This window comes from Chelatococcus sp. GCM10030263 (assembly GCF_042666455.1).
Lineage (GTDB): Bacteria > Pseudomonadota > Alphaproteobacteria > Rhizobiales > Beijerinckiaceae > Chelatococcus.
This window is the reverse complement of the sequence record NZ_JBHTDB010000003.1, coordinates 364,841-375,933: the sequence shown is the minus strand read 5'-3', so window position 1 is coordinate 375,933 and position 11,093 is coordinate 364,841. Positions and strand designations below refer to the sequence as shown.

General features: G+C 62.8%; 12 protein-coding genes and 1 tRNA gene. 8 read left to right on the top strand and 5 right to left on the bottom strand.

The window, feature by feature from the left end; genetic code table 11:
- Positions 1-5 precede the first annotated feature (5 nt).
- Genes ACFQU1_RS06445 through ACFQU1_RS06435 form a run of 3 tightly spaced genes read left to right on the top strand, consistent with a single transcriptional unit; the run spans position 6 to position 3,442 of the window.
- Entirely contained in the window at positions 6-1,541 is a 1,536-nt protein-coding gene (locus ACFQU1_RS06445; RefSeq protein WP_378130489.1) for a 4-hydroxyphenylacetate 3-hydroxylase N-terminal domain-containing protein, read from the top strand.
- Between the two features lie 42 nt (positions 1,542-1,583).
- Positions 1,584-1,817, top strand: a complete 234-nt coding sequence (locus ACFQU1_RS06440; RefSeq protein WP_378130487.1) for an MbtH family protein — start codon at positions 1,584-1,586, stop codon at positions 1,815-1,817.
- Positions 1,814-3,442 (top strand): cyclic peptide export ABC transporter, encoded by a 1,629-nt coding sequence (locus ACFQU1_RS06435; RefSeq protein WP_378130485.1) that lies wholly within the window; start codon positions 1,814-1,816, stop codon positions 3,440-3,442. The genes ACFQU1_RS06440 and ACFQU1_RS06435 overlap by 4 nt, the downstream gene beginning before the upstream one ends.
- A gap of 184 nt (positions 3,443-3,626) precedes the next feature.
- On the opposite strand, the gene ACFQU1_RS06430 is transcribed toward ACFQU1_RS06435, so the two are convergent.
- The 3 genes from ACFQU1_RS06430 to ACFQU1_RS06420 all read right to left on the bottom strand — a co-directional run bounded on the left by ACFQU1_RS06430 (position 3,627) and on the right by ACFQU1_RS06420 (position 5,657).
- Positions 3,627-3,830, bottom strand: coding sequence for a hypothetical protein (locus tag ACFQU1_RS06430; protein WP_378130483.1), 204 nt, complete (start codon positions 3,828-3,830; stop codon positions 3,627-3,629).
- A 2-nt stretch (positions 3,831-3,832) separates the two neighbouring features.
- Complete coding sequence (locus ACFQU1_RS06425) at positions 3,833-4,420, bottom strand: YcjF family protein (protein WP_378130481.1); 588 nt, start codon at positions 4,418-4,420, stop codon at positions 3,833-3,835.
- A gap of 112 nt (positions 4,421-4,532) precedes the next feature.
- A complete protein-coding gene (locus ACFQU1_RS06420) occupies positions 4,533-5,657 on the bottom strand; it encodes a prohibitin family protein (protein ID WP_378130479.1) in 1,125 nt (374 codons plus the stop codon).
- Positions 5,658-5,827: 170 nt separating this feature from the next.
- On the opposite strand from ACFQU1_RS06420, the gene ACFQU1_RS06415 reads away from it, so the two are divergent.
- Positions 5,828-6,250 (top strand): hypothetical protein, encoded by a 423-nt coding sequence (locus ACFQU1_RS06415; RefSeq protein ID WP_378130477.1) that lies wholly within the window; start codon positions 5,828-5,830, stop codon positions 6,248-6,250.
- A 43-nt stretch (positions 6,251-6,293) separates the two neighbouring features.
- Positions 6,294-6,959, top strand: a complete 666-nt coding sequence (locus ACFQU1_RS06410) for a class I SAM-dependent methyltransferase (RefSeq protein ID WP_378130475.1) — start codon at positions 6,294-6,296, stop codon at positions 6,957-6,959.
- A gap of 667 nt (positions 6,960-7,626) precedes the next feature.
- Here the strand turns inward: ACFQU1_RS06410 and ACFQU1_RS06405 are convergent.
- Together ACFQU1_RS06405 and ACFQU1_RS06400 are read right to left on the bottom strand one after the other, a co-directional pair.
- Positions 7,627-7,702 (bottom strand) — tRNA-Ile (locus ACFQU1_RS06405).
- Between the two features lie 165 nt (positions 7,703-7,867).
- Positions 7,868-8,176 (bottom strand): hypothetical protein, encoded by a 309-nt coding sequence (locus tag ACFQU1_RS06400; protein WP_378130473.1) that lies wholly within the window; start codon positions 8,174-8,176, stop codon positions 7,868-7,870.
- A 453-nt stretch (positions 8,177-8,629) separates the two neighbouring features.
- On the opposite strand from ACFQU1_RS06400, the gene ACFQU1_RS06395 reads away from it, so the two are divergent.
- The 3 genes from ACFQU1_RS06395 to ACFQU1_RS06385 all read left to right on the top strand — a co-directional run bounded on the left by ACFQU1_RS06395 (position 8,630) and on the right by ACFQU1_RS06385 (position 11,079).
- Positions 8,630-9,103, top strand: coding sequence for a YaiI/YqxD family protein (locus tag ACFQU1_RS06395; RefSeq protein ID WP_378130471.1), 474 nt, complete (start codon positions 8,630-8,632; stop codon positions 9,101-9,103).
- Positions 9,104-9,255: 152 nt separating this feature from the next.
- On the top strand, positions 9,256-10,239 hold the full coding sequence (gene denD, locus ACFQU1_RS06390) for a D-erythronate dehydrogenase (RefSeq protein ID WP_378130468.1): 984 nt from the start codon (positions 9,256-9,258) through the stop codon (positions 10,237-10,239).
- Between the two features lie 57 nt (positions 10,240-10,296).
- Positions 10,297-11,079: a hydroxypyruvate isomerase family protein gene (locus tag ACFQU1_RS06385; protein ID WP_378130466.1), complete on the top strand. Its 783-nt coding sequence runs from the start codon at positions 10,297-10,299 to the stop codon at positions 11,077-11,079.
- The last annotated feature ends 14 nt before the right edge of the window (positions 11,080-11,093 follow it).

Here is an 11,093-nt window from a genome sequence, read left to right as displayed (position 1 = left end):
GCAGGATGAGCAAACCCGAAGATCATATCACTGGCGTCCGGCGCCCATTCACGGGTGCTGAATATATGAATAGCCTGCACGATGGGCGTGAAGTCTATATTTATGGCGAGCAGGTCCGCAATCTGGCGGAACATCCAGCCTTCAGCAATTCCCTCCGCTCCATTGCGCGGCTCTACGACGCGCTGCATGCGCCGGAGGCAGGAGAGCTGCTGACCTGCGCGAGTGATACGGAGGCGGGCGGACCAACCCAACGCTATTTCCGGGTTGCGCGCAGCGCAGATGATCTGTGCCGGCAGCAACAGGCGATCGCGGCGTGGTCACGCCTGACCTATGGCTGGATGGGGCGTACACCGGACTACAAGGCGTCCATCATGAATACCCTGGGCGCCAATGCGGGCTACTACGGCGCCTTCGCTGACAATGCACGCCGATGGTATCGCCGCACGCAGGATGCCGTGCTGTTCATGAATCACGCATTGGCCAATCCGCCTGTCGACCGGGCCAAGCCCGCGAGTGAGGCGCGCGACGTCTATGTCCATGTGGAGCGGGAGACCGACGCGGGGCTTTACGTATCGGGAGCCAAGGTGGTGGCGACGTCGGCCGCCTTCACCCACTATACCTTCATCAATCATCATGGTGCGGTTGCGGCCAGCGACCGAAGCCTTTCTGTCATGTTCTTCACGGCGATGGACGCGCCGGGGGTGAAGCTGTTCTGCCGCAATTCCTATGAGCAGCAAGCAAAGGCGAGCGGAACGCCCTATGACTTTCCGTTGTCGTCCCGGTTCGACGAGAATGATGCCATTCTCGTTCTCGACCAGGTGTTCGTTCCCTGGGAAAACGTCCTGGTGCACGGCGAAAAAGGCGTTCCCGCTGATTTTCCCACGTCCTCCGGCTTTCTCCAGGGGACGAGCTTCCACGGCTGCACGCGTTTTGCGGTGAAGCTCGATTTTCTCGCGGGGCTTCTGTCGAAGGCGCTGCATGTCACCAGCGGCGACGAGTTTCGCGGCAACCAGGTGATGCTCGGCGAGGTCATCGCCTATCGCCACCTGTTCTGGTCGCTGTCCAACGCTATGGCGACGAATCCCGACCCGTGGGTCGAGGGGACGATGTTGCCTAATCTGCAGGCTGGCCTCGCTTATCGGGCGCTCGCGCCTGATGCTTACGGCCGCATCAAGGAAATCATCCACAAAATCGTTGCGTCCGCGCTGATCTATTTGCCGTCATCGTCGCGCGATTTCGACAATCCCGAGATCGACCGTCATCTCTCCCGCTTCGTGCGCGGCTCCAATGGCATAGGCTACAGGGAGAGAATCAAGATCATGAAGCTCTTGTGGGATGCCGTCGGCAGCGAGTTCGCCGGGCGCCACGAACTCTATGAGCGCAACTACGCGGGCAACCACGAGGAGATCAAGCTCGGCCTTCAGACGATGGCTCGTGCGGACGGATCCCTCGCACAGATGACCGAGCTGGTTGACCGTTGCCTCGCCGATTACGATGAAACCGGCTGGGTCAATCCCGCCTGGTCTCGAGATCAAGGATGAGGCGTTGCACGATATCTTTGTCGGCATGAGGTGGCATAACGCATGACGAATCCCTTCGACGATGAAAATGCCAGCTTCTTCGTTCTCGTGAACGAGGAGGGGCAACATTCGTTATGGCCGAGCTTCGCTGCGATGCCGGCTGGATGGAGCGTGGTCTTCGGCGAGGACAGCCGCAAGGCTTGCGTCGACTATGTCGAGGCCCACTGGACGGACATGCGCCCCAAGAGCCTCATCGAGAGCGGCGGCCCAAGACCAGACGACGCGCCTAACCCATGAAATTCATCAAACTGCTGTTCGCGGAAGCAGGTGACGACCGCCTCAAGCTGCTGCTGATCTCGATTCTGCCGGGCATCGTCATGGCAGTGGTCATCGCCCTCGTGACCACCGTTTCCAATAACGACAGCGCCCAAAATCTGCATATCGTCGCGCTGGGCTTCTTTACCCTGGGGTGCGCGACGGTTTTGTTCACGATGAACCGCGCGCTCAACGCCATGACCATGTTGGTGTCGGGCTTCCTCGACCGCAAGCGGCTCGCGATCGCGCAACAGGTGCGCGGTCTCAATCTGACCTCCTTCGAGCGAATTGGCTCGACGCGTATCAACGAGGCCGTCGGGCGTGATTTGCAGACGATCGACGAGACGGCCCCTGCGGTGGTTGCGCTCATCTTTTTCGTCATGCAGCTGGTCGCCTCTGCCCTCTACATAGGCTACCTGTCCATTCTGGCCTTCGCGGTGACGCTCATATTCTTGGGCGCGGCCACCTACTTCTATCGCCGCAGTTACGTCGATGCGGAAGAGCTCTGGAAGGAGGCCACGGCGAGCGAGAGCGCTTTTCGTGTGAGCCTCGACCATTTGCTCGCCGGCTTTCGCGAGGTCAAGCTCAACACGGGCCGTGGCGAGGATCTGTTCGTCAATCATATCGTTCCGCGTTCCCACTCGGTGGAGAAACTGAAGGTGGCCTCAGGCCGCGGCTTCAATCGCGGACAGACGCTGAGCGACGTATTCTTCTATGCACTGATGGGCGCGATCGTCTTCGCCATCCCGCATTATCTCAGCGACACGTCGATACCGGGCAAGATCACGCTGGTCATCGTATTCTCCAGCGGGGCGATCGGCAGTATCATCAGGACCCTGCCCATGGTGGCACGAGCCAATGTCGCGGTTGAAAATCTCGAGCGGCTGGATCAGGACCTGGCGACGGCGCGTGGTGCTCTTCCGGACAGTGGCGCGCAGAGGGAAGCCCGTCTCGCCGAAGGTTTGAATGCCCGGGCATTGACCTATAGCTATGTCGATCCGGCGGGCGGGCCTGGGTTTGCCATCGGGCCTTGCGACTTCGACCTCGCGGCTGGCGAGACCGTTTTTATCGTGGGTGGAAACGGCAGTGGAAAGTCGACCTTCATAAAGCTGCTGACCGCACTTTACGAACCGGACGGCGGTGTCTTGCGTTGGGATGGCCGGCCGGTGTCTGCCGCCAATGTGGAGGCCTATCGCGGCCTCTTCACCGTGATCTTCTCGGACTTTCACCTATTCGATCGGCTCTACGGGATCGAGGAGGTCGATCCGGACCAGTTGCAGCGCCTTCTGAAGGAGATGCGGCTGGAGGATAAGGTCTCCTTCGAGGGGGGCCGCTTCAGCACGACCGATCTCTCGTCAGGCCAACGCAAGCGCTTGGCCATGATCGTCGCGCGCCTGGAAAACCGGCCCATCTGCATCTTTGACGAGTGGGCGGCCGATCAAGACCCGGACTTCCGGAAATATTACTACGAGACCTTGCTGCCCCAGCTGAAGGCGGAGGGGCGAACCGTCATTGCGATCACTCACGATGACCGATATTTTCATGTGGCCGATAAGATCGTCTGGATGGAAGAAGGCCGAATCGTCCGCGTGGGACGGGGTGCATAAGGCACCCTCAGGCCCTGCCTCAAATGACCAGCGCTCACGATCGCCGCTACCGGCCCCATCGCGAATGGCTATCGCCCGAGGCGTTCACCCGCGCGTGATCGGCCGTGTGCGGGCGATCACGCCAACCGAGGATCGAGGTCATCCATGGTGGCGTGATCGATAGGTCGCTTTCTTTCCTGGGGCGCTAGCGCGGAGCAAGCGGCGGACGGTGGATGATTTCCACCTCATCCGGCGGTGGCGTCAGCAGGATTAGCCCGACGAAAACGATGACTGGCGTAATGAACAGGCTGAGAAGGAAGGCACCGAGATAACCAAGCGGAGTGCGCCGGCCGCGATGCGCTACCAAAAGGCAGAGAAGCACGTAAATGGCGGCCGGTATCACCAGCATGCTCAAGCCTCCGCAGCGGCCGGTGCTGCAGTGCGCCGCGGACGGCTTTTACCGGCCGTCTTCGCTTCTTCCTGCTTCTCGGCTGCAACCGTCCGGCCGCGAACGTTCATCTCTCGAAAGTATTCGCGGTAGGCCCGCGGATTGAGATCGATGAAAGTGCCCCCCGACTCGAAATGCCGCAGGAAAACCTTGCCGATCGCATAGGTGAAAGCACCGAAGGCGACACTCGTTCCGGCTATGCCCACGGCCGTACCGACGACGGGGATGAATTTCAGGAAACTTGCGCCGGCGATCGCAGCCGCGCCGGCCCCGCCCAAGGTGCCGAACAAGGCCGTTACCGTGCTCTTCGCGGCGTCTTGCCGGAAGGGGACATCGTAGAGCGTCGCCAGCCGCTTCAACATGGTCAGCTGAACGGTGAAGGCGGCGACCAGATCGAGGCCCGGTCCGGGGACCAGGCCGGAGGCGACGGCGAGTAGAACGTGATCCTGAATGATGCGCTCTGCCGAGGCAGTATTCTCGTCGCTCACCCCATGAATGCTCTGGCTTTCCGTTACCGTAGACTCAGGTACGATGCTTTCGACAGTGCTCATGGGGTGCCTCCATTGCAGTTTTCAGGGATGCCGGCGGACAAGCGGCATGTCTCGCCCATCGAACGCGCCATAGGTATCCTAGTCATACAACACTTTTCTCCAGCTGGCTTCCTCATTGTGTGTTTCCGGAGGATGAGCTGGGGGACTTGCGCGAGTCGCCGGTGCCGAGGGCGGCATCGGGTTGAATGCCGCTGCGGGTCCCCTCGGATGCGCTCTCGCTGGTCGACCGGCCGGTCGACTGGCTGGCAGTGGAAGGTGCCGGCTGTGAAGAGATGTCGGGGAACATGCGCGGAAGTTCGTCGAAATTGGGCAGGAGATTGCTGTTGGGGTTCACCGGGGCGGGAGAGGGCAGGGCCGGCTGGTTGCCGATGTCGCTACCAAGGATAAGCGGCATTTGATCCTTGCTGCCGCCGACGATCACGACTTTGCTGTTGGGTGAGCGCGCGATCTGCACGGTGGCCTCGATGCCGCGCCAAGTCAGCAACTGGGGCGACAAGGCATTGGCAACGATCGAATAGAAGGTCTGGATCCCGATCGCTTCCACGCGCTTGCGTGCCGCCTCCTTCTCCGCCTGAACGATGAGGAAGTCGTAGGCCTGCGCGTTCTGCTCCTCCGTCAGCTTGCGGGTGATCGCTTGGTTCAGGTTCTCCGGCAAAGTAATTCGCCTGATGATGACGCCCTCATAGTCGATGAGGCCGACGGGTGCGATCTTGAGCTGGCTGAGGATCTGTTGTTCCAGGGTCGTCACATCCCTGCGATAAAGATCATGCGGGCCGTTTTTGCCTATAACGTCACGCACGGCTTCGGTGGTGACAGGGCGTACCAGGCGCTCGGCATAATCCGGGCCGACCTCCCTGTGCAGCAGGCCGGCTTTGCTGGGAATGGGATGGTAGAGGACGGTGACCTCGAAGGCGACGCTCAGCCCGTCGGCGGCCAATCCGTTGATCGTCTCGTCGCGGGCCTGGGTGCGTACCTCATATCGGTAAATCGTGTTCCAGGGCCATTTGACCCCGATGCCTTCGTTATAGACGAAGGTCGTTTCGGTACCGCCGCCGAACAGATGGTAGAGAACACCGACCTCACCGGGCCGTATGGCGAAAAAGGTTAACGGGGTTAGAAGTAGAGCAACGAGGCCGATGAACAGCACTGTGGCGATGGCTTTGTCAGTGCGTGTCAGGCGAAAACCCCGCCTGCGGCGCGCAATATAACCAGGCGCAGACGGTTCAACGGCGGTCACAATTCACATCCTTTTCCACTTGCGCCGGCATTGTTCTTCACCGAATTGCGATCTGCAAGCCTATAAATGCAATGGCCCGTCGATATGTTGGAGAGGTCCTTCGCGCGGGAATAAGCTGGCGATGAAGTCGAGGGAGGTGATGTTTGGGACCGAGCGGCGAACCCCATATCATGGCACGCCTGTTGCTCACCATCGCGCTCGCAGGATATGCCATCCTGACGCTTCGAGCCGATCTTGGAGAGACGCATGCGAGAAATCCACGCTGGCGCCCGCATGCGCGATTCCACGTGGTCTGGCAAGCCGTCACCAACGCCGCCAGCGTCCTGCTCGGTTTGGCCTTGATCTGGTGGCCGGGGTCGATGCTCTTGGCGCGCTTCTATCTCGCGGCGGTGATCGGAGGAATTATCCTCGGCGCTTTTTACGTGACGACGCTCGCCCAGTCGGCCTTCGGCGGCGCGCTTCGCGACGAGGAAGGGGAAGAGCCGCTGCGCTTGAAAATTGGCGCGCTGTCGATCGTGTTGGACACCAATGTTGTTCTTTTCACGGGACTTGCGGCCTTTCTGGCGGCGGCCGTGGCAATCACTTTGATCTAGCTTTCCACCTCCAAGACCATTGTTCGGGAGACGACGAGTGCGCATGCCTTCCTCCAGCGATGCGTTGACGCCAAAGACCTTGAGCGGCTTCTTCTTCGATCTCTACGACGATGCACCGCGGCCCCTGCGCATGCTCATCGCAGCGCGCCCCTACGTGTGCCCTTACGACAAGCTGGTGAGTTTCGTTCCACAAGGCGCCACCGTGCTCGATTTCGGCTGTGGCACCGGCACCTTTCTGGCGGTCCTCGCCGCGATCGGCCGGTTGCGTCATGGCACCGGCTGCGATGTGTCGCCTGCCCCGCTCGCCGCGGCGCGAGCCGCCGCGGCGCGTATCGGAGCGGCCGACCGGTTGGACTTCGCCCCGATCAAGGACGTCGGCAGCGCACCGGAAGGTCCGTTCGACGTCGTGGCCATGGTCGACGTGCTCCATCACATTCCGCCGGCGGACCGGGCGCAGGCGATCGCTGCAGCCGCACGCAGGACAGCGCCTGGCGGCGTCTTCATCTACAAGGATATGACCGATCGCCCGCTTTGGCGGCGCTTCGCCCATAGCTTGGATGACCTCGTCTTCTCGCACGAACTCGTCCGGCAGGTGCGCCAGGGCGAGGTCGAGGCCTGGGCGGCGCAGTCAGGCCTCCACCTGGAGCATACGGAATACATTCCGCGCCTCGTCTACGGGCATCAGCTGCGCGTGTTCCGAAAACAGTGACGGCAGGCGATTGCTCAACGCCCGCTTGCCGATCTCTACCGCATCAGCACGATGCTGAGCGGGTTGATGCCGAGGCTATGCCGTAGGCGTGGTTTGACGACCGCTGCCGGCTCCATAGCGAAGCCCCGCGGAGCGTCGACAGTGCTTCCCACAGGTGTCCGCAAAGTCGTTTCGATCGTCGGGGGCCGGCCCTCTCCTTCGTCCTTGGAGTGCGCCTCCTAATCGGCGCTGGCCGTGCTTTTCTGCAGCATCGGTCGCAATGGGGGTGAACACGACCGTCGTCGGTTGTCTCCTGCCGCACCCAGCCGGCAGATCAAAGTCTGTCGAATACATCAGGGCTGACCGCCCCATGAAGCTCCCAGGAAAGCCTTCATCGTCATGGCGGGCGACGCGCAGCCAGAAGACGTCGAACCGGCGCACGCCATGTACTTCTCGTTTCTAGCGACCCATCCCATCACTCCCCACCCCCTGCCGCACGGCCGGCCTTTTTGCGCCACGGCGCGTCCCTTTCCCAGTTGCCGCCATGATGCAGCCGGCCGGGGTGGCTCGGTCGCCGAGCGCGGCGTGTGGTCCGCTCCTGAGAGCAGCCTGCGCCGCGGCGTTGAAAAGTTTCTGTGGGGATATCGGTGGGGTGACTCCGGTGGTCACCCAAAACCTGGGAAAACATTGGTGGGCCCGGCAGGACTTGAACCTGCAACCAGACCGTTATGAGCGGCCGGCTCTAACCATTGAGCTACGGGCCCTGGCCGATAGAATCGAGGCCTTCGCCGATCCGGCTTTCATGTGCCGCGGAGCAGCGGCGCAGAAACGAGCCGTGCAAAGGCGTGATGCCTCGATCGAGCGGACTGAGTGCCATGGCTGCCGGTGCCGGTCAAGGCGATCGCCGGCCGGTCGAGTGCTGCCCGGGGCTACCAGCACCGCCACCGGTTGCAGCGCCGATAAGGCCGGTAATAATAGCGCGGCGTCGATGCCGCTCCGACCACCGCACCGCCGATCGCGCCGGCTGCCGCGCCGATCGCCACCGCATTGGCCGTGTCCTGCGACCGCTGCCGGTTATAGGAATAATTGACGCTTGCGCAGCGCTCGAAGGCGCGGGTGCCGGGGCGCAGGCCCGACGCCTCGCAGGTGAATTCGGCATCGTCCATGGACTGCTGCGGCGATTGGCAGCCGGCAAGCAGGACGATCATCAAACCAGCAGCAGCGGCGATTCGTATCACGGTTCTTCTTTCAAACGTCAGCTAAGCTATTCGACGATAAGGGATCAGGCGGCGGGCTTCAATGGAAATTGCAAACGCCGCACGCCGGCTCTCCATAAGCCCTGCAGTGCCTGGTTCCAGATCGAGGGACGCCACATCACCCGCGTGCCGAACGAGCCTGATCTGGTCGATTGTCGATGCACTGCACAATAGGGCTTGTCGAAAGCCGAGACTCACTGCCTACTGTCGATGTCGGCAACATTAGAAAGGAGGTGATCCATGTCTCATTGTCTTCACCAGCGGTCAAAGGTTTCGGTGAGCTGGATTCTGACCTCTGTCGGAGTGTGCGTCGCGTAAGCGACGACTGCTCATTCGATCAGACCGCGGTCTGACAATGGAAAGGCTGTCCGCAAGGGCAGCCTTTCTCGTTGGGCGGTCTTGCGGCCCGTCGGGCAGCGGCTTATCCACTGCAGGATGACCCTGCCGCTGTCGATTTCCATCCTTCTCGACGCCGACGCCTGTCCTGTCAAGGACGAGACCTATCGGGTCGCGCAGCGTCGCCAGGCCAAGGTTTTCGTGGTCGCCAACAGCGGCATCGCCGTGCCGCGCGAGCCCTGGATCGAGCGGGTGATCGTCGGCTCCGGGCCCGACGCTGCCGACGATTGGATCGCCGCACGCGCCGGCCCGACGACGGTGGTCGTCACGGCCGACGTGCCGCTCGCCAGCCGCTGCGTGAAGGTGGGTGCGACGGTTCTCGGACCGAATGGGCGGGCTTTCACGGAGGATTCGATCGGCATGGCGCTCGCCACGCGCAATCTGATGGCCGATCTCCGCTCCGCCGGTGCGGTGACCGGCGGACCGAAGCCTTTTTCGGCGCGCGACCGTTCGGAATTTCTCGCCGCGCTCGACCGTGCGCTCCTGCGCCTGCAGCGGGCCGCCAGCGCCTGATCCGCCTTCCGGGCAAGCGTGCCCGGCGCGCCGTGCATCGCCTGGGGCTTGCCTCGGGCTCGCATCGCGCGCATTCATGACAGATGCTGCGGTGGGCATTAATGCCCACCGCGTGGGAGATGGGACGAGACAACGAGGACGGGCACGTTTCCATGCGTATTCTTATTATCGGCGCCGCCGGCATGGTTGGTCGCAAGCTCACTGCGCGCCTGGTGGCCGACGGCCATCTCGGCGGTAAAGCCATCTCCGCCCTGTCGCTGGTCGACGTGATCGAGCCCGAGGCGCCGCAAGGCTTCTCCGGAGAGCTCGAGCGCCGCGCCGTCGACATCGCGGAGCCCGAGGTCGCAGCCACACTCGTCGCATCCCGTCCGGATGTGATCTTCCATCTCGCCGCCATCGTCTCGGGCGAGGCGGAAGCCGATTTCGACAAGGGCTATCGCATCAATCTCGACGGGACGCGGTATCTGTTCGACGCGATCCGCGCGGCGAGCGAGAACGGCGCCTATTTCCCGCGGGTGGTCTTCACCTCCTCCATCGCCGTCTTCGGCGCGCCCTTTCCGGAGGTCATTCCGGACGAGTTCTTCACGACACCGCTCACGAGCTACGGCACGCAAAAGGCCATTGGCGAGTTGCTGCTGTCCGACTATTCGCGTCGCGGCTTCTTCGACGGCATCGGCATCCGCCTGCCGACTATCTGCATCCGGCCGGGCAAGCCCAACAAGGCGGCCTCCGGCTTCTTCTCCAATATCCTCCGCGAGCCGCTCGTCGGCCAGGAGGCGGTGCTGCCGGTGTCGGAGGACGTTCGGCATTGGCATGCGAGCCCCCGCGCGGCGGTCGGCTTCCTGGTGCATGCGGCCACCATGGATCTCGGCGCCCTCGGCTGGCGACGCAGTGTCACGATGCCGGGCCTCGCCGCCACCGTCGGCGAGCAGATCGAGGCGCTGAGGCGCGTCGCCGGCGAGAAGGCGGTGAAGCTCATCCGGCGCGAGCCCGACCCGGTCATCGTGAAGATCGTCGCAGGCTGGCCGACGGCCTTCGATGCGCGCCGCGCGGCGGCACTCGGCTTCAAGGCCGAGAGCTCCTTCGACGAGATCATCCGCGTGCATATCGAGGACGAACTCGGCGGTCAGCTCTGAATCTCAATAGGATCGAATTGACCTCTCCCTGAGACGTGGTGATCGAGGAGCTCCGCCATGCCCCGCTTTGCTGCCAATCTCGGCTTTCTCTGGCCGGACCGTCCGCTTCTCCACCGCATCGATGCTGCGCACCGCGCGGGTTTCAAGGCGATCGAGCTGCACTGGCCCTATGATGTGCCGGCGCAGGAAGTGAAGGCGGCCTGCGTCGCGCGCGGCCTCACACTGCTCGGCATCAACACGGTGACGGGGGATGCGGCGCGCAGCGAATTCGGGCTCGGCGCGGTGCCCGGCCGGGAAGAGGCCTTCCAGGCGGCGGTCGATCAGGCGATCGCCTATTGCCGGGCATCGGGCGCCAGCGCCATCCATGCCATGGCCGGCGTCGTGCCGCCGGAGCGGATGGCGGAGGCCACGGGCGTCTTTGCGGACAATCTCCAGTTTGCCGCGGAGAAGGCGGCGAGCCATGGCCTGACGATCCTGCTCGAGCCGATCAACCAGCGCGACAAGCCGGGCTATTTCTATTCCACCATCGCCCGCGGCGCCGAGATGATCGCGCGCGTCGGGGCCTCGAACGTCAAGATCATGTTCGACGTCTATCACGTCGGCGTCAGCGAGGGCGACGTACTCAGGCGGATGGAGCGCTACCTGCCGCTCATCGGCCATGTCCAGATCGCCGCTGTGCCGAGCCGCGCTGAGCCGGACGAGGGCGAAATCAACTTTCCCGCGATCTTCGCCGCTCTCGACCAGCTGGGCTACGAAGGCTGGATCGGTTGCGAATATAAGCCGCGTGGAGATACGGACGCCGGCCTCGACTGGACGGCCAAGCTCGGCGTCACGCTTTAGGGGATGCCGAGCTG

What these genes read in the sequence shown, in the direction of transcription:
- ACFQU1_RS06440 (WP_378130487.1), top strand. Translation starts at nt 1,584, where the DNA reads ATGACGAATCCCTTCGACGATGAAAATGCCAGCTTCTTCGTTCTCGTG.
- ACFQU1_RS06385 (WP_378130466.1), top strand. Translation starts at nt 10,297, where the DNA reads ATGCCCCGCTTTGCTGCCAATCTCGGCTTTCTCTGGCCGGACCGTCCG.
- denD (WP_378130468.1), top strand. Translation starts at nt 9,256, where the DNA reads ATGCGTATTCTTATTATCGGCGCCGCCGGCATGGTTGGTCGCAAGCTC.
- ACFQU1_RS06430 (WP_378130483.1), bottom strand. Translation starts at nt 3,830, where the DNA reads ATGCTGGTGATACCGGCCGCCATTTACGTGCTTCTCTGCCTTTTGGTA.
- ACFQU1_RS06410 (WP_378130475.1), top strand. Translation starts at nt 6,294, where the DNA reads ATGCCTTCCTCCAGCGATGCGTTGACGCCAAAGACCTTGAGCGGCTTC.
- ACFQU1_RS06425 (WP_378130481.1), bottom strand. Translation starts at nt 4,420, where the DNA reads ATGAGCACTGTCGAAAGCATCGTACCTGAGTCTACGGTAACGGAAAGC.
- ACFQU1_RS06435 (WP_378130485.1), top strand. Translation starts at nt 1,814, where the DNA reads ATGAAATTCATCAAACTGCTGTTCGCGGAAGCAGGTGACGACCGCCTC.
- ACFQU1_RS06395 (WP_378130471.1), top strand. Translation starts at nt 8,630, where the DNA reads ATGACCCTGCCGCTGTCGATTTCCATCCTTCTCGACGCCGACGCCTGT.
- ACFQU1_RS06415 (WP_378130477.1), top strand. Translation starts at nt 5,828, where the DNA reads ATGGCACGCCTGTTGCTCACCATCGCGCTCGCAGGATATGCCATCCTG.
- ACFQU1_RS06445 (WP_378130489.1), top strand. Translation starts at nt 6, where the DNA reads ATGAGCAAACCCGAAGATCATATCACTGGCGTCCGGCGCCCATTCACG.